This window comes from Succinivibrio dextrinosolvens (genome assembly GCF_900116345.1).
Classification (GTDB): domain Bacteria; phylum Pseudomonadota; class Gammaproteobacteria; order Enterobacterales; family Succinivibrionaceae; genus Succinivibrio; species Succinivibrio dextrinosolvens_B.
On the sequence record NZ_FPAH01000010.1, the window covers coordinates 70871 to 90420 of the forward strand.

A 19550-nucleotide genomic window follows, 5' to 3' on the forward strand; every position below is an offset into this window, starting at 1 on the left:
ATGCGCAAAATTTCTGTATTAGCAGCTTCAATTGTATTCGCTGCAACCTCATTCTTATCAGTATCAGCACAGGCAAAAACCATTAAGATCGGAGCAACTCCAATTCCTCATGCAGAGGTTTTAGAGTACATTAAACCAAAACTCAAAGAGCAGGGCGTCGACCTTGAGGTAGTAGTATTCAACGATTATATCCAGCCATTCTTAACCACAGAAGACGGACAGCTCGATGCCAACTATTTTGCTTCCCGTCCTTGGTATGAGCAGTTTGAAAAGGATCATAACCTCAAGAACCTGGTTGAAGTTGCAGGTATTCATATTGAACCTTTAGGACTGTATTCAAACAGCATCAAATCCTTAAAAGATCTTAAGGACGGAGCTGTAGTGGCTATTCCAAACGAGCCTACCAATACCGGTAGAGCCCTGCTTCTGCTACAGAGTGCAGGCCTGATTACTCTTGAAGATCCGCATGCAATTGACGCCACCACCTTCTCAATTGTAAAGAATCCTAAGAATCTGCAGTTTAAGGAGATTGAGTCCCCTCAGCTACCTCGAGCACTGGCAGATGTTGATGCAGCGGTCATCAACACCAACTATGCATTGGGAGCTAATCTGAATCCATCCCGTGATGCCCTTTTTATCGAGCAGAAAGACTCCCCTTATGTCAATCTTGTAATTGCAAACAAGAGCATTGCTCAGGATGACGATCTGAAGAAGGTAATAAATGAGTTAACCTCCGCAGATGTAAAGAAATACATTGAAAAGCAGTATGACGGTGCAGTAGTACCTGCTTTCTAAATTTAACTAAAAGTACGGACAGGGGCTTCCCTGTCCTTCAACAATAAATACTTATATAAAAGGTAAGAGAAAGAATATGAGCATTAAGACAATCTATCTTGCAGGCGGATGTTTCTGGGGGGTATCCGAGTACTATTCAAGAATTGACGGAGTCAAATCATCAAAGAGCGGTTATGCCAATTCAAAAGTTGAAAATCCAAGCTACAAGGAAGTAAAAACCGGCAATACCGGAGCTGCCGAAACAGTAGAGGTAGTCTATGACACCGACAAAGTCTCCCTTAAGACTCTATTAACCCAGTTCTTTAAGATTATCGATCCTGTAGCGGTAAATCACCAGGGAGAGGATTTTGGAACTCAGTACAGAACCGGCATATTCTACACAGATGAGTCTGATTTAAATATCATCCGACAGACTGTTGACTATGAACAGCGCAAATACGAGGAACAGTTTGCCTTAGAGATTAAACCTCTTGAGAACTTCTTTGAGGCAGAGGAATACCATCAGGACTACCTCAAGAAAAATCCTGAAGGCTACTGTCACGTAGATTTTCTATCCCTTTCTGATTTGAAGGCAGACAACAGCCGCTTTATTGATCAGGATAAATATACTGTTGAAAAGCGTGAGATTCTTAAGGAAAAACTCACTGAAGAAGCTTATGAGATCACTCAGAAAAGCGCAACTGAAAAGCCTTTTACTGGAGAGTATGACAGACATTTTGAAAAAGGAATCTATGTGGATGTAATCACCGGAGCGCCACTTTTCAAGTCCACTGACAAATATGAATCAGGCTGTGGATGGCCAGCCTTCAGTGCTCCAATCAATCAGTCAGTAGTATCCCTGCATCACGATGAGAGCGATAACCGTCAGCGAATTGAAGTACGCAGTAAAACCAGCAATGCCCATCTGGGACATTTCTTTACTGACGGACCAAAGGATAAAGGCGGAATCAGATTCTGTATCAACAGTGCAGCCTTAAGATTCATTCCTTACGACAGAATGGATGAGGAAGGCTATGCTGAATTCAAGGCTCTTGTTGAATAACCTAATTCTCTGATTTTAAAGAGATTCCCTCCCTGATACTACGGTATCAGTTTTATTCAGATCTGTCGGTATCATCAGGCAGATCTGAATTTCTGTCTGTCACTCTGCACCATCCTCTGACATCATCCTCAATGATATCTTCCCACTAAGTCTTGGAGTATAGGATTATCTGTTTATCAAGAAAATCAAATTACAATCTGAACCTTCATGGTTCATAAGGCAGAACAAAGTGAAAGAATCTTCCTACATGATTATCATTCCCAAGCATGAAGAGGACATGCATGATCCTAAAAAACCTCTTGAGAACTTAATGCAGAGTGAGGATATCCAGATTAAGGATATCAATACGGATGAGGAAAGAGGCCTGATTCTGACTCTGAAAATCGATGATAATGTCTACGAGGTCGACCTCGATCCTACTGAAGTTGAAATTCCCGAGATGGTAAGACCGGCCCATGCCTTCTCAGAGGAAGAGCTTAAACAGATTGATGAAGCCAGAATGGGACTTGGTGTCAGCATGGATTTCAAAGGCAGCAGTACACAATGTTTCTATGATCAGATCCGTATCATCAACGCCATGTTTCCAGATGAAATTCTTGCAGTTATGGACTGCCCTGCTGAAAAGCTCTTATCCGGTAAATGGGTATCCTTTGCAGCAAAGTCAAAAACCCTCCCTTCCCCAAGATATCTCTTTACCGTACAGGCAGTATCAAACGGAGATGATGAGCTCTGGCTGCACACCCACGGATTAAGACGCTGCGGACTTTATGAGCTGGAAATTCTCTGCTCAAGCAGGGATAAATACGAGGATCATTACCGTATTATCGAAACCTTTGCCTTCAGAATGCTCGATGATGATGAAAGAATTGAACCAGGTGAGGCAGTATTCATTGGACAGGCAGCGGATATGTATCTGGTATGTACCGCAGTTGACTGGAGGGAGGCTCTGAAATACTACCCTAAAGCTACCGTCGGAACAGAGGAGGATCGAGCTGAGGATGAGGACAACTATCACAGCGAGGATACCTACGTGCTGATGATGTATATGGGACCAGATGATGCAGAGGCAAAAGAATATACTCCAATTCAGGAGTTTGATCCTTACCTTGAACAGAATCCGATGTTCATGATCTCCAATGAGGAAACAAAACGCATGAGCGATCTTGCCATTGAGAGACTTCCTTATTTATTCAAGGCAGCAGAGGACAAGGAGAATGTCATCATTGTCAAAATCGCCCTGCAGAAAGACGAAGAATTCATTGAGGAAGACTCGGAGAAAGAGCATATCTGGTTTGAGCTTAAGGAGATTAAGAAGGATTCTATTGTAGCCGAGCTTACTCAGGAAGCCTACTACGTTAAAGGCATAAAGGAAGGAGATATCGGCACCTATCCATTTGAGGCTATTACAGACTGGGAAATCTTCTCCAAAGGAAACTGTATCACCCCGGATGATGTCTACCGTTTAGCTTAGACAAAATAGAGTTTACAGAAAAAGAAAAGCTCATTTCCCAACCTATGTCAAAGTGAAAAAAAGGAAATGAGCTTTTACCTGAGAGGACTCTTATTTTCTTAAGAAGGCATTTACTGACTCAGCACATCTTCTGCCTTCAGCTATGGCATATACCACTAAAGACTGACCCTTGCGGCCGTCGCCTGCGGCAAATACCTTAGGGTTGCTGGTTCTGTAGGCATCCTCACCTTCGGTTTTAGCCAGAATGTTACCTCTCTGATCGGTTTCTAAACTAAACTCCTTAACCAGAGAGGCTGATGGATGAGCATAGCCCATAGCAATCAGAACAACATCCGCATCAATGGAGGATTCAGTACCATCGATACCCTCAAACTTGCGGGGAGCGGTCCATTTAACCTTGTTAACCTTTACTGACTTAACCTTGCCCTTGCCGTTAAACTCAAGAGTGTTGGTTGAGAACAGACGGGTACAGCCCTCCTCATGAGAACTTGAGGTACGCTTGATACGTCTCCAGTCCGGCCAGGCCATGGTGATATCAACGCTCTCAGGCAGTTCCTCATGGTAGTCAAGCTGGGTTACAGACTTTGCTCCCTTTCTGATGGATACACCGATGCAGTCTGAGGCAGTTTCACCACCACCGATTACAACCACATTCTTGCCGTTAACATCTATAGGATTTACACAGTCACCGTTGTTCTCACGGTTCTGAGCGATTAGAAAATCCAGAGCAAAATGAATGCCCTTAAGCTCACGGCCAGGGATCTTCAGATCACGAGGAGTCTCTGAACCAGGAGCTAAAACCACAGCATCATACTGCTCTAAAAGCTCAGAGCCTCTGATTTCAGTTACAGAGTCATTGTGAACACCGTTCTCAAGCTCTTTAATTGAACCCACCATGGAACTGGTTCTAAAGACAATACCTTCCTGCTCTAAAAGAGCAATACGTCTGTCCAGCACGTCCTTAGGCAGCTTGAAATCAGGAATACCGTAACGCAGCAGACCGCCAATCTTGTTCATCTTCTCAAAGACCACCACGTCATGGCCATAGCGGTTCAGCTGCTGAGCTGCAGCTAAGGCGGCAGGGCCAGAGCCTACAACAGCAACTTTCTTGCCGCTGCGCTCACTTATAGTCTGAGCTCTTACATAGCCATGCTCAAAGGCATATTCTGCAATCTTGCGCTCTACTGATTTGATACCCACAGGATCTCTGTGGATACCTAAAGTACAGCCCTCCTCACACAGAGCAGGACAGATTCTGCCGGTGATCTCAGGGAAATTGTTGGTTGAGGATAAAACGGTGTAAGCCTTTTTGTATTCACCCTCACAGACAAAATCATTGAAATCAGGCATATCGTTATGCAGCGGACACTCATGCATACAGAAAGGAATGCCGCAGTCCATGCAGCGGCCTGCCTGGATTTTTGCCTTGTCATCAGGAAGAGTTCCGTAGATTTCACAGAAGCTCTTCACACGTTCCTCTACAGGAACATGAGGCATGTCAACACGGGCAAACTCTATAAAGCCTCTAACAAAACCCATTTACTTTACCTCCTTTAAAGACTTTAAGGCATTCATGTATTCATGAGGGAATACCTTTACGAAGTTGCCAAGTTCCAAAGAGAAATTCTCCAGAATCTTCTTGGCAATCCTGCTTGAGGTATTATTCAGATGATTTTTCAGTAAATCCTTAATAATCACCTCATCAGACAGGTTCTTATGCAGAGGAATCAATGGATCAGCCTTATCGGCGGTTACAACGTTCTCAACATCAAAATCACCGTTGGCAAGCTTTGATCTGAACTCATGGTCAGGATCATACACATAGGCAATACCACCGGTCATACCGGCACCGAAGTTACGTCCCGTTCTGCCCAGTACCATTACGGTACCGCCGGTCATATATTCACAGCCGTGGTCGCCGCAGCCTTCACAGACGGCATCCACACCGGAATTACGAACCGCGAATCTCTCACCCAGAACACCGCTGAAGAAGGCCTTACCTGAGGTTGCACCGTAAAGACAGGTGTTACCGGCGATAATGTTCTTCTGAGGATCACCCTCAAAGGAGCTGCTCTTAAAGACACTGATGATACCGCCTGAAAGTCCCTTGCCCACATAGTCATTGGCAGTACCGCACAGACTTAAGGACACGCCCTTCTTGAGGAAGGCACCGAAGGACTGACCGGCAATACCCTTGAGCCTGTAGGAGATAAATCCATCTTCAAGCTCCTTCTTAGAAGCACTTACAAGACCTGAGGTATAGGTACCAAAGGAGCGGTTGGTGTTGCCAATTGAGCTTTCAATGGTAACCGCCTCACCTTTAGACAGGGCTGCCTCAACCTTAGCCTCAAACTTCTTGTCTAAGGCTGAATCGATATCGTGCTGCTGAGATATTACATGATGCAGCTTATCCTGAGCCTTTGGATCAACATAGAAGATCTTCTCAAAGGACAGGTTGCGTGCCTTTTCAAACTCGTCAGTATCCTTTTTCTGCAGCAGTTCTGCATGACCAACCAGATCATCAAGCTTTCTGAAGCCCAGTTCTGCTAAAAGCTCACGAACCTCACGGGCTACGAAATGGAAATAGTTCTCAAGATGCTCCGGTCTGCCGATAAACTGTTTACGCAGCAGCGGATCCTGTGTTGCAATACCGGTAGGACAGGTATTCTTCTGGCACTTTCTCATGATGGTGCAGCCCATACATACCAGTGGAGCTGTACCAAAACCGAACTCGTCAGCACCTAACAGAGCGCCGATGATGACATCACGTCCGGTCTTGATCTGACCGTCAACCTGCAGCTTAACTCTTGAACGCAGTCTGTTCATAACCAGAGTCTGCTGAACATCGGCAAGACCGATTTCCCAGGCAGATCCGGCATACTTTACAGATGAGGCAGGAGCCGCACCGGTACCGCCGTCATGACCGGAGATTACGATATGGTCAGCCTTACACTTGGCCACACCGGCAGCCACTGTGCCGATACCCACCTCGGATACCAGCTTAACTGAAATATCCGCCTTGGTATTGGCAAGTTTCAGATCAAAGATCAGCTGAGCAAGATCCTCAATTGAGTAAATATCATGATGAGGAGGAGGTGAAATCAGACCGATGCCAGGCAGAGAGTGACGCAGCTTACCGATATAAGGAGAAACCTTATGGCCTGGCAGCTGACCGCCTTCACCAGGTTTTGCTCCCTGAGCAAGCTTAATCTGAATAAGCTCAGCTCCTGACAGATAATCAGTGGTTACACCGAAACGGCCTGAAGCAACCTGTCTGGTCTTTGAACGAAGAGAATCTCCCTTGTGCAGAGGGATATCAACCACAATATCATCACCAAGAATAGCCTTGGTTGAGGTATCTGAGTCAATAACTGTGTCACGTCTAGGATCCTCACCGCCTTCACCGCTGTTGGACATGGCGCCAAGACGGTTCATGGCGATTGCCATGGTGGTGTGGGCTTCAGTTGAGATAGCTCCAATAGACATTGCAGAGCAGGCAAAGTGATGGATAATGCTCTCCTCACTTTCAACCTCACTGATATCAATCGGATTGGTATTCTTGAAGCTGAACAGACCGCGCAGTGTCATAAGACGCTTACTCTGATCGTTGATAATCTGAGCATACTTCCTGTATTCCTCATAATCACCTGAGCGTACTGAACGCTGCAGATGAACCACAGCCTCAGGAGTCCACATATGTTCCTGACCGTCATATCTCCAGTTAAGCTCACCGCCCTGATCTAAGGAATCATCGTGAATTGCATCCTTTTCAAAGGCTTTTCTGTGGATTTTAACTGCTTCATCAGCAATATCGAACAGATTTACGCCCTCAATTGGACTTGGAGTGTTCTTGAAGTATTTATCAACAAACTCTGAGGACAGACCGACTGCTTCAAAGATCTGGGCACCGATATAGGACATATAGGTGGAAATACCCATCTTTGACATGGTCTTGTAAAGACCTTTATCAATTGCGTGAATGTAGTTGTCCACAAAGAGTTCGGACTGTTTTGCATCCTTGCCCAGGGAAGCTACAACATTCAGTGCAACATATGGATGAACAGCCTCGGCGCCGTAGCCTCCCAGTAACGCAAAATGATGAACTGTTCTGGCTGAACCTGTTTCAACCACAAGACCGGTGCTAGTTCTAAGTCCCTTTTCAACCAGACACTGATGAACAGCTGAGGTTGCAAGCAGAGCAGGAATAGCCAGACGCTGACGGCTTACATTTCTGTCGGATAGGATCAGAATGTTGTTGCCAGTCTTAACCGCATCCACAGCTGCAGCTCTGATGGAGGCCAGTCTTGCCTCAATACCGTTCTTGCCCCAGGAAACCGGATAGGTGATATCAAGTTCCACACTTCTGAACTTGTTACCGGTGAACTTACCGATATTTCTGATCTTCTCGATTTCCTGACTGTTTAGAATAGGCTGATCAACCTCCAGTCTTACAGGAGGATTGTTATCCATGATATTCAGAAGATCCGGACGAGGTCCGATGAAGGAAACCAAGGATGTAACCATCTCCTCACGGATAGGATCAATTGCAGGATTGGTAACCTGAGCGAATAGCTGTCTGAAATAATCATAGAAGCAGCTTGGCTTTGAGGAAAGAATTGCCAGAGGGGCATCATTACCCATGGAAACCACTGGTTCCTGACCTGAAATTGCCTTGGTCTTCAACAATCTTTCCACATCCTCACGGGTGTAGCCAAACACACGCATCAGATCCTTGTTATTAAGCTTTAATGACTCGGTAACAGGCTTTTCCTTAATGTCGGTAAGTCTGATTCTGACCTTGTCAGTCCACTCCTGATATGGTCTTGCAGTGGCAATCAGATTCTTAATCTCATTGTCACCAATGATTCTTCCCTGCTCCATATCAATCAGAAGCATACGGCCAGGCTCCAGTCTTAAATGGCTGGCGATACGGGATTCGTCAATGTTCAGAGTACCCTCTTCAGAGGCAAGGATAACCATGTCATCCTTGGTTACAATGTACCTTGCAGGTCTTAATCCGTTGCGATCCAAAGTTGCTCCGATCTGACGGCCATCAGTGAATACAACTGCTGCAGGACCATCCCATGGCTCCATCATAGCAGCATAGTATTCATAGAATGCCTTGAGATTACGATCCATCAGACGGTCTTTCTCCCAGGCTGATGGAATCATCATCATGGCAGCCTGAGCCAGTGAATAGCCAGACATAGTCAGAAGCTCAAAGACATTGTCAAAGGAGGCAGAATCTGACTGGCCCTGGAAAATTAAAGGCCAGAGCTTTTCTAAATCCTTACCGAAAACAGGTGACGAAATATTCTTCTCACGAGCTCTGATCCAGTTGAAGTTGCCTCTTAGGGTGTTGATTTCACCATTATGAGCAATCATTCTGAAAGGATGTGCCAGAGCCCACTGTGGGAAGGTATTGGTTGAGAAGCGCTGATGAATCATGGACACAGCACTTACACAACGGCTGTCAGAGAGGTCCTTATAGTAGACACCCACCTGATTTGCCAGAAGCTGTCCCTTGTAGACGATGGTACGGGCAGAGAAGGAGGAAATATAGAACTCCTTGCAGTGCTTTAAGTTCAGATTGGCAATTGCAATTGATGAGCTCTTTCTGATGACATAAAGCTTTCGCTCTAAGGCATCAGTTACCAGAATATCTGGAGAATGGCCCACAAAGATCTGTCTTATGACAGGCTCTTTCTGTCTTACAACCGGAGACATCGGAATGTCCTTGTTTACAGGAACATCACGCCAGCCTAAGATAATCTGACCTTCAGCCAGAATAGCTCTTTCAATTTCCTCTTCACAGGCATGTCTTGAAGCCTCTTCCTGAGGCAGGAAGACCATGCCCACACCATACTCACCGCAAGGAGGCAGGATAATGCCTCGGCTTGCCATGTCGTCACGATACAGTTTATCTGGAAGCTGAATCAGGATACCTGCGCCGTCCCCCTGCAGAGGATCAGCTCCAACTGCGCCTCTGTGGGTTAGATTTTTCAGAATCTCAAGTCCCTGACTAACAATGCTATGAGATTTCTGACCTTTAATGTTGGCGATAAAACCAACACCGCAGGCATCATGTTCATACTCACTTCTGTATAATCCTGGATTTGCTTCCATTTGTCACCTATTTTGGGTAATACATAAAAAATATTATTGTTATTTATAAGTTAGATGCTTCAGCTTACAGGCTGTAGTAAAGTTCAAACTCAGCTGGATGTGGAGTTGAACGTACTCTGGTATCCTCAGCACGCTTTAATTCGATATAAGAATCAATCAGATCCTGAGTAAATACACCGCCTTCAGTTAAGAAGTCATGATCTGCAGCCAGAGCCTTTAGAGCCTCTTCAAGTGAAGTACATACCTGAGGAATGTTTGCAGCCTCCTCTGGAGGTAGATCGTACAGGTTCTTATCAATAGCATCACCAGGGTTGATCTTGTTGCGGATACCGTCGATACCTGCCATCAGCATTGCTGAGAAGGCCAGATATGGGTTGGCGGTGCAGTCTGGGAAACGAACCTCAATGTGGGCTGCCTTAGGATTGATTGAGTAAGGAATACGGATTGAAGCTGAACGGTTAGCAGCAGAGTAAGCAAGCATTAAAGGAGCCTCGAAGCCAGGAACCAGTCTCTTGTAGGAGTTGGTTGATGGGTTGGTGAAGGCATTTAGGGCCTTAGCGTGCTTGATAATACCGCCGATATACCATAGAGCTGTCTGTGACAGTCCGCCGTACAGGTTGCCGGCAAATACGTTCTCACCGTTCTTGAAGATTGACTGATGGCAGTGCATGCCTGAACCGTTATCTCCGTAGATTGGCTTTGGCATGAAGGTAGCGGTCTTGCCGTACTTGAAGGCAACGTTCTGAACTACATACTTGTAAATCTGAACCTCATCAGCCTTCTTGGTTAGAGAGTTGAACTGAGTTGCAATCTCGTTCTGACCTGAAGTTGCCACCTCATGGTGATGAGCTTCCAGAACAAGGCCCATCTGCTTCATGATCTTACACATTGCAGAACGGATATCCTGTGAAGAATCAACAGGAGGAACAGGGAAGTAGCCCCCCTTAACTGCAGGACGATAGCCCTTGTTGCCACCCTCATATTCGGTTGCACTGTTCCATGCTGCCTCAACGTCATCTATAGAAACAAATGAACCTGAAATATCTGACTTGAAGCGAACATCATCGAACAGGAAGAACTCTGGTTCTGGACCGAAGTAAGCGGCATCACCGATTTCAGTTGACTTTAAGAAGGTCTCTGCACGCTTTGCTACAGAACGAGGGTCACGGTCATAACCGGTCAGAGTTTCAGTATCCAGAATATCACAGCGGATAATCAGGGTTGGATCAGCGTAGAAAGGGTCAAGCTGAACTGTTTCAATATCAGGCATCAGAATCATGTCTGACTTGTCGATACCTCTCCAGCCGGCAATTGATGAACCATCGAACATCTTGCCCTGAACAAAGAATTTTTCAGTTACACAATCGATAGGCAGAGTAATATGCTGTTCCTTACCCTTGGTATCGGTAAATCTTAAATCTGCAAATTCAACGTCATGCTCGTCAATAAGAGACTGTACTGCTTTAAAATCCATTTTTGACTCCATTAAAAATCAAATCACTAAACACACGATAAGTTAGTGTGATTGTGAAATGTAAATGTGACATAGTCAAAAGAAAACTTTAATTTGCACTATTTTAGTAGACATAAATATACGAATGTTTTATTTTTGTGCATTTTAAAGGGATATCATTGTATATCAACAAGTTAACAGCTTATTACAAGCAGATATTTAGAACTGGCAGAGGATTTCTTCGGAAGGTTTAATACTGAAAAGAGGCTTAATACAGCCTTATAATGCTATTTCTGAATTATTACGAGGAGAGTTTTAGGATAATTAAGAATACAGATTTGCACCTAATTAAAGCACAAAACATGCAGTATTAAACTGCATGTTTTGAATTAACCAAAATAGTGCTTATAGAAACTAACCGAGAGCGACAATACGCTCTACAGCCTTTCTGGTATTCTCATGAGAACCAAAGGAGGTAAGTCTGAAATATCCTTCTCCGCTTGGACCAAATCCGCTGCCTGGAGTGCCAACCACCTGAGCGTTATGCAGCAGATAGTCAAAGAACTCCCAGCTTGTCATCTTCTCAGGAGTCTTAACCCAGATATAAGGTGCATTCACACCACCGTAAACTGTATAACCAGCTTTAGTCAGACCATCACGGATGGTTCTGGCATTTTCCATATAGTAGGAAACCAGTCCTTCAATTTCCCTCTGTCCTTCTGCGGTATAGACAGCTTCACCTGCGCGCTGCTGAATATAGGAAGCGCCATTGAATTTGGTACCGTGACGACGGGCCCACAGAGCATAAAGAGATTTGCCTTCAGCATCCACAAGAGTCTTAGGCACAACGGTATAGCCAAGACGAACGCCGGTAAAGCCTGCATTTTTACTGAATGATCTCATTTCAATGGCACATTCACGGGCACCTTCGCACTCGTATATAGAATGAGGAACATTCTCATCGCTGATATAGGCCTCATAGGCAGCATCAAAGAGAATTACAGACTTATTTTTAAGAGCATAATCAACAAAGATCTGCAGCTGGGCCTTTGTCAGAGCTTTTCCGGTCGGATTGTTTGGAGAGCAGATATAGATAATATCCGGTGTTCTCTCTGGCAGATCAGGAACAAAGTCATTGTCCTTGGTACAAGGCATATAGACCACATCCGACCATCTTGTGGAATCTGGATCATAGGTTCCGGTTCTGCCGGCCATGACATTTGAATCCACATACACAGGATAAACAGGATCACTTACAGCGATACAGCAGGACTCAGCAAAGATTTCCTGGATATTGCCTGAATCACTCTTGGCACCGTCTGAGACAAAAATCTCATCGGCACTTACCTCACAGCCGCGTCTTTTAAAATCAAATTCTGCAATTTTCTCACGGAGGAATGAATAGCCTAAATCCGGACCGTAACCATGGAAGCGCTCAATATCGGCCATATCATCCACAGCATCATGCAGAGCCTTGATGATGGAAGGAGTCAGTGGTCTGGTAACATCACCGATACCCAGGGAAATAACTTCCTGTCCCTGATGCTCTTCCTTATAGCCTTTAACTTTTTTAGCAATATCGGAAAAAAGATATGAACCAGGCAGTTTTAAATAATTCTGATTAACTTTTAACATTTTTACTCCGCAAATTTATATGGCTTCTGAATATTTATGGTTTCACCTTCAAAAACTGTCACAGCTGGACCTGCCAGGGTAACTTTGTTCTCGATCTCGTCCCAGGTAACTCTGAGAACTCCGCCCTTCATCTCAACAAAGACCTCTTTGTCCAGAAGACCGTTTAACACACCAGCTACAACACAGGCACATGCACCTGTTCCACAGGCACAGGTTTCCCCTGAACCACGCTCCCATACACGCACCTTGATGTGAGTTCTGTCCTTTATGTTTACAAATTCAGCATTGACCTTCTCTGGGAAGGCAGGATGTGTTTCAAAGGCAGGACCGATTCTCATCAAATCAAAGCTCTCCACATCCTCATCTATAAAACAGACACTGTGAGGATTCCCCATACTTACAGGAGTAACCTTATAGGTCTTTCCTAAAACCTCAATGGAGGAGCCTATGCCATCTGAATAATCCTCAAACTCATCAGGCTTTACAGGGATCTGCTCAGGAATAATAGTGGCACCGCCCATATCCACACTGACAAGTGAAACTTCACCTTCGCTAAGGCTAAGATGCAGATGCTTTAAGCCTGCCAGAGTATCTACTGTAAAGTCTGTCTTATCAGTAAGGCCATGCTCATAAACGTATTTACCCACACAGCGGATACCGTTGCCGCACATCTGAGCTCTTGAGCCGTCAAGATTGTACATTTCCATCTCAAAGTCGGCTTTGTCTGAAGGATTGATAAAGATAAGTCCGTCTGAACCTATTCCAAAATTTCTGTTTGAAAGTAACTGTGCCATAGCGCTGCGGTCTTTAACCGGCTCGCTGAAAGTATCCATATATACGTAATCATTGCCGCAGCCCTGCATTTTTGTGAATTTCATAAAATGCTCCTGAATTGAAACCTTTTTGAGTTATTAAATATTGCACCATATTTAAGCATTGTTTTAATTAGTTTATATCTAATGTTTATTTAAAGTGCAGTTAGCACTAAAATAGAACATAATAAAATTGTGTATGGATAATCATGTTTTTTATCTAATACACTGTTTTTAAAGAATTTATTTGAAATTTAAAAAATAACTCTTTTGGGGAGTTTTATATAACTATTTGTTTATTAAGTAATTTATTAAATTTAGATTTTATAATTTATTATTCATTCGTTTTTAATAAATGCACCCAATAAGTGCTTAATAAACCGGAGTAGAAAATTTCCCTCTAGAATAAAGAGAAATTCACACAAGATTAGAGAGGCTGTTATGTGTTCTATATTTGGAATATTTGATATTAAGGAAAACTCAGAGTCACTACGGCAGACAGCTCTTGAAAATTCAAGACTTCAGCTTCATAGAGGCCCTGACTGGGAAGGTATTTATCAGGGTGAACATGCCATCGTTGTTCACGAGCGTCTATCCATCGTTGATCCACAGAACGGTGCACAGCCTTTATATAATGAGAATCGTAAGCACATCCTTGCTGTAAACGGCGAAATCTACAATCACAAGCAGTTAAAGACCGAACTTACCGTAGACTACAAGTTCAAGACCGGTTCTGACTGTGAGGTTATTCTTCCTTTATATGAGGAATTCAAGCGTACCGGCAAAAACTTTGTTGACCGTCTTGTAGGAGACTTTGCCTTTGTTATCTATGATGAGGAAGACAACACTATTTTTGCAGCCCGTGACCATATGGGTATCAACCCAATGTACGTGGGTACCGATCGCGAAGGCCGTTTCTATATTGCTTCCGAAATGAAGGCTCTGGTTAAGGTCTGTGATTCTGTAAAGGAATTCCCTCCAAGACACTACATCTATACCAAGGATGGAGATTACGAGTTCAAGCAGTACTACTTCAGAGACTGGACCGAGTACGAGAACGTAAAGAACGGTACTGATGATGTTAAGGTTCTAAAAGATGGTCTGATGGATGCGGTTCGTCGCCAGCTGATGTGTGACGTTCCATACGGTGTACTGCTATCAGGCGGTCTGGATTCATCAGTAATCTCAGCTATTGCTAAATATTACTCACAGAAACGTGTTGAAGATGACGGCAAGACTGATGCATGGTTCCCTCGTCTGCACTCATTCGCTATCGGTCTTGAAGGCGCACCTGACTTAAAGAAGGCTCGTGTTGTAGCCGACTATCTTGGTACTGTTCATCACGAGATTCACTACACCATTCAGGAAGGACTGGATGCTCTGCGTGATGTTATCTACCACATTGAGACCTATGATGTAACCACAATCAGAGCGTCTACCCCTATGTATCTCATGGCCCGCTATATCAAGGCTATGGGTATCAAGATGGTACTGTCAGGCGAAGGTTCAGATGAAATCTTCGGCGGTTACCTGTACTTCCACAAGGCCCCTAACGACAAGGAAATGCATGAGGAACTGATTAGAAAGCTTGATCAGCTGCATCTGTACGACTGTCTGCGTGCCAACAAGTCACTGATGGCATGGGGTGTTGAAGGCCGTGTTCCATTCCTGGACAAGAAATTCCTGGATATTGCCATGAACTTCAAGCCTAGCGCCAAGATGTGTCAGGGCAGCACCATTGAGAAGAAAGCTCTGCGTGAGGCCTTTAACGGTATGCTGCCAGAAGAGGTGCTGTGGAGACAGAAGGAACAGTTCTCTGACGGTGTTGGCTATTCATGGATCGATGCTCTAAGAGATTATGCCGAAAAGAGTGTATCCGACAGAAAATTTGCTGAGCGTGAAACCCGCTTCCCTGTAAATACTCCTGTTACCAAGGAAGCTTACCTGTACAGAGAGATCTTCGAGGATCTGTTCAAGCTGCCATCAGCTGTTAAGACCGTCCCTTACGGTAAATCAGTTGCCTGCTCAACAGAGACTGCTATTGCCTGGGATGCTAAATTTGCTCAGATGAACGACCCTTCAGGCAGAACCGTCACCGACGTTCACGATAATGCCTATGAAATGGGTCATAAGATGTAATTTTTATCAAAAAGATAACTAACTCATCGTTCGCAGGACAGTATCTACTGTCCTGTTTTTTTTATCAGAACCTCAGTCCTGCCTTGATACCTACGTTGTAGATATCAGCATTGTGGTGATGCTCATAGCCTAAGGTTAATGAGGCAAATGTACGAAACTTTCTGTTCTCAAGAGTAAGCTCTGACTGACAGAAAACACTGTTTTTTCCTGCGCCTTTGGTATAAGAATCAAAGCTGTAGGCCCCATAGTCACTGAAAGATGCTCTGGTTCTGAACTCATCATCCAGGAACTCATGTTTGAATCCGGCTCTGAAATCAGCGGAAATTCCAATCTCCTGACTAGGTGACCACATCTTAAGCAGATGTCCCCCCAGTGTGGTCTGCAGGGAATCATTATTAGAGCTTTTTACCTTCAGATTGGTTGCGTAGCCATTCTTTTCTGTGAAGCCCTGATTATGCATGAAGTTATATTCTGTATAGACCATTGGTCCGAAGCTTAGGGAACCATAGGTAAAATCATAGCCTCCGCCTATCATCAGTCCGGTATTGAAGGAGCTGTAGCGACCCTTAGGAGTTCTTGAATAACCATCAAAATATATCTGTCGTTTTGACTGATTCTCATACAATCCTACCCTGACCTGCCCATCTGCATAGAAACCGCCCCACTCCTCAGGAGAGATACTTCCATGAATTCCTACAAAGACTCCCTGACTGTCGATTTCACTTTTGTTTTCAGCACTGATTCTTGTATTTCTGATACTTACACCGCCATGTACACCATAGGTGATACCGTCGTCTCTGACACACTCGAGGCCCATTACCGCACCGCCTGAATAGCTTCTCATATCATCCAGACCATTGGAGCCTTTCTGTTTGGTGAAATCGCCGTATGGGACAAAGAAGCCTATGACTTTTCTGTCTGAAACACCTTTGAGACCTGAGTTCAAATCATAGCTGTTGGATGCCATGAGTGTATCGCTGTTGTAGAGATTATTGTATCTGGAGCTAAGCATAGTGCCCTGCATATGACGCATCACCTCTCCGGTAACTGTAGTACTGTCCTTTAAGGCTGTCATAGTTCCGTAGTCATAGGTAGCAGGAGATAACTGGCTTAAGGCTGATGTAACCGTTCTGCCACTCATATCAGAGAAATCCAGAGTTGTTAGAAGAGTCTGCATATCTCCCATGGCTACTGAGGATATTCCGTAAAGAGCTCTACCTACACTGGCATCGTTTTCACTCTTGGCATACTGTGAGTAAGCATTGATGTCACGGTACATTTCTATTTCCGGATGTGTAGGGCTATCATCTGTTAATCTCATCTTCAGGGTTGGTGAAAAAGCCCCCACAAGACCCACATGTGCAAAACTACCCGAAATTGGAGCTGATGTCGTAACTACGGGAAACTCCGGAGAGATTCTGGCATTATTTCTATAGAAATCACGATGTGGTCTTAAGACCCAGCTGCCGTTAAGAGATGCGGTTGCTGCTCTTATCTTGTCAGTAGTACTGTCTGCATAGAATCCGGTTTCAAGAGAAGCTTTTGCATTATTAGTAAAATTATTTTTGATTAAGGCACTGTATTTGTCTTCGGAGTCTTTAATTGCAAGATAGCCACTGTTTTCAAGTTCATATGCCTCTACAGTTCCCTCAATGTTGAGAGTACCTGCTGCATGATTGATTTTTAGACTTTTATAACCTGCAATTGAACCTTCCAGAGTCATGGCAAAGGAGCTGTCTCCTGAGCCTGTGGATGTTCCATCTGCCTTTACTCCGTAACCGAAATTCAGATCGATATACAAATTTTGGGGAGCGCTGTCACTGATATCTTTATCTTTAGGATCCCACTCAGATATAATATCTCCTTTGATGGAAGCGCCTTTCAACACATTAATCTGTTCAACATACGCATTATCGGCAATATAGATTGAGGCATATCTTCCTTCAAGACTTCCTGAGAGATCAAATGTACTTACCAGTGGTCCTTTAAGATTAAGCTCATATCCATCGACTTCACCACTAATATCACTTTTTTTTCCATCTACTGTTCTCATGTAGGAGCCGCGGCTATCTTCATCCTCGCCAAGCATATTTACGCCAAAATCAAAGGCTACCGCCTTTCCACCTGTCCCTGTTGCTTGAATAGCTCCCCTGCTTACAATGGTATTGTCTTTACCATAGGACATAAGAATACCTGTGCCATGATCACCGTTTGCAGTAATTCTGGTCGAGGATGGAATTATAATTGTATTTCCAGAACCGTCTGATCTGATACCGGTACCGCCTCTTCCGTCAGCTAATAGATCGGCTGCCTGGGTTACAATGTTATTTGAACCATACAGATGAAAACCTACACCTAAAGTTGCGGTATTAGGCTTTCCTGCAATATATGCTGTACCCTCTGCATTACGGGCATAGAAAGGATTGGTGTTTGTGTAATGATTTTTATTATCGGACTCACCACTACTATATAATGAGCTGCCATAAAAATTTCGTCTGTCAATTTTATAGCCGATATCCTGAAATACAGCCATCTCCGCTTCCATCAGAGTAACGTAATTACGGTAATTCTGATGACTCATCATACTGTGGGCAAGTTCTAAATGAGAAAGTTCAAAACCATTACGCTTTTCCATACCATTGACAGGAACGCCAGGTAATGCTTTGTTTAATACTGCATTAACATTTGGGCCTATAAAGTAAACACCACTTTTCTGTCCTGGACCTACAATAAATGAGTCTGCAACTGGATTTTCAGAATAAGAAAGCCAAGATAAATATTTAAGTTGTGTTGGAGCCTCGTTAGTTTTTTCTACAGCTGAATTTCCATTTATCTTCATGAAAGACCACAGATGCGAAGCAAAGGCGGTCATATTATTTGAAACCCCTGTAGTTTTAAGAGTCTCTTCTGTTATCTCTTGCTTGAACTCGTTATCGTCATCAAGATAATGATTAACCTTAAGTAAGTTAACTAGATCCTCACTATCAGGATCTTCCTTTATATTATCCCATTGGTCCTTTACCTGCGTAAGTGTAGAAGTCTCAGATAAAATACCCAAAGCGTGAGAAAGTTCATGGAAGGTTGTTGTAGTTAACTCCTGTGTTACCTCCATGGTAGGAACAGGGTACAAATATGGCATGTAGCCAATTTTGGTTGACTGATTGATCGTATATTCAGCGAGATTATTATCAAGAATCCTACCTGTGATAATACCATTCTGAAGTAAAGTATAAGTAGAATTAACGTCAACCTCAGAGCCAGCTGAGGCATTGTTCATATTACCTGCTTCATACGCGAGCTTTACTGATATTGGCAGATAGGTGGTATTACTACTGTTTTTAGCAAACAGTTCTCCCCAGATGGAGGCAGCATCGACAATTGCATTTCTCTGATCTTCAGTTAGACTCCAGAGATTTCCTTCCTCATCCTGTCGAGCATAGTCATTTACGAAATTAAGAGCAAACATAGGCTTACCGAAAGTATCCACATACTTCACAGTTGCAGCCTGAGCTGAGCAGAAGATAACCTCAAAAACAGCTATCGCCAGTAGAGATTTCTTAAATGACATAGAATCACACCACCATTTAAAAATGGTCTTGAATATTATTTCTATCTAAAAGGGCCTCAAAAAATAGACCTTACTAGTTGGTCAAATAGAGGGTGACTAAAAAGGTCGCCTTCTTTCCGCTCTGCTATTTTTTTGATGAATGCAGTATCTAACTTAAAGTATAGAATCCTGTAATAGTGTTATCATAAAAAGCTCTACATAATCAGATAAAAATCACATGAAAAATAAAAAGATAAAAAAAATACATGATAATTTCTACTTGTTCATCAAAAAAATAGCAGAGCGGAAACCTCAGACTTATAGTCTGAGGCGGAACTCTGCCAACTCAGGCTATATATCTTAAAGAATTTCTTTACAATAACTGTTAGAATATAGGGATTATATGGCTTGGAGAAAACTGTTTTGATATTTACAAAAACATTAAAAATAAGAATTAATGTACCTTCAGAACAGGAAACACTGTTACGTCAGATGACGGAGCAGTATCGACAGGCATGTAATTTTATTTC

10 protein-coding genes are annotated in these 19550 nt (G+C 43.6%); 4 read left to right on the forward strand and 6 right to left on the reverse strand.

Features of this window, described 5'->3' with window-relative positions:
* From BM308_RS05010 to BM308_RS05020, 3 genes are all read left to right on the forward strand, one after another.
* Positions 1 to 795 carry a MetQ/NlpA family ABC transporter substrate-binding protein gene (locus BM308_RS05010; protein WP_074943348.1) on the forward strand — a complete coding sequence of 265 codons (795 nt, stop codon included), beginning with the start codon at positions 1 to 3 and terminating at the stop codon, positions 793 to 795.
* 76 nt (positions 796 to 871) lie between these two features.
* Positions 872 to 1837: a peptide-methionine (S)-S-oxide reductase MsrA gene (msrA, locus tag BM308_RS05015; protein ID WP_074943350.1), complete on the forward strand. Its 966-nt coding sequence runs from the start codon at positions 872 to 874 to the stop codon at positions 1835 to 1837.
* A 229-nt stretch (positions 1838 to 2066) separates the two neighbouring features.
* Entirely contained in the window at positions 2067 to 3308 is a 1242-nt protein-coding gene (locus tag BM308_RS05020) for a DUF4026 domain-containing protein (protein ID WP_074943351.1), read from the forward strand.
* Positions 3309 to 3398: 90 nt separating this feature from the next.
* On the opposite strand, the gene BM308_RS05025 is transcribed toward BM308_RS05020, so the two are convergent.
* From BM308_RS05025 to dapF, 5 genes are all read right to left on the reverse strand, one after another.
* Positions 3399 to 4847 (reverse strand): glutamate synthase subunit beta, encoded by a 1449-nt coding sequence (locus BM308_RS05025; RefSeq protein ID WP_074943353.1) that lies wholly within the window; start codon positions 4845 to 4847, stop codon positions 3399 to 3401.
* Complete coding sequence (locus tag BM308_RS05030; RefSeq protein WP_074943354.1) at positions 4848 to 9434, reverse strand: glutamate synthase-related protein; 4587 nt, start codon at positions 9432 to 9434, stop codon at positions 4848 to 4850.
* Between the two features lie 64 nt (positions 9435 to 9498).
* Complete coding sequence (gene glnA, locus BM308_RS05035) at positions 9499 to 10908, reverse strand: glutamate--ammonia ligase (protein WP_074943356.1); 1410 nt, start codon at positions 10906 to 10908, stop codon at positions 9499 to 9501.
* 393 nt (positions 10909 to 11301) lie between these two features.
* Complete coding sequence (locus tag BM308_RS05040) at positions 11302 to 12522, reverse strand: LL-diaminopimelate aminotransferase (RefSeq protein ID WP_074943357.1); 1221 nt, start codon at positions 12520 to 12522, stop codon at positions 11302 to 11304.
* 2 nt (positions 12523 to 12524) lie between these two features.
* Positions 12525 to 13400 carry a diaminopimelate epimerase gene (gene dapF, locus BM308_RS05045; protein WP_074943359.1) on the reverse strand — a complete coding sequence of 292 codons (876 nt, stop codon included), beginning with the start codon at positions 13398 to 13400 and terminating at the stop codon, positions 12525 to 12527.
* A 375-nt stretch (positions 13401 to 13775) separates the two neighbouring features.
* Between dapF and asnB the strand changes: the two genes are divergently transcribed.
* Positions 13776 to 15473, forward strand: coding sequence for an asparagine synthase B (gene asnB, locus BM308_RS05050; RefSeq protein ID WP_074943361.1), 1698 nt, complete (start codon positions 13776 to 13778; stop codon positions 15471 to 15473).
* Positions 15474 to 15537: 64 nt separating this feature from the next.
* Here the strand turns inward: asnB and BM308_RS05055 are convergent, their stop codons facing one another.
* Positions 15538 to 19041 carry an autotransporter outer membrane beta-barrel domain-containing protein gene (locus BM308_RS05055; RefSeq protein ID WP_074943363.1) on the reverse strand — a complete coding sequence of 1168 codons (3504 nt, stop codon included), beginning with the start codon at positions 19039 to 19041 and terminating at the stop codon, positions 15538 to 15540.
* Between the last annotated feature and the right edge of the window lie 509 nt (positions 19042 to 19550).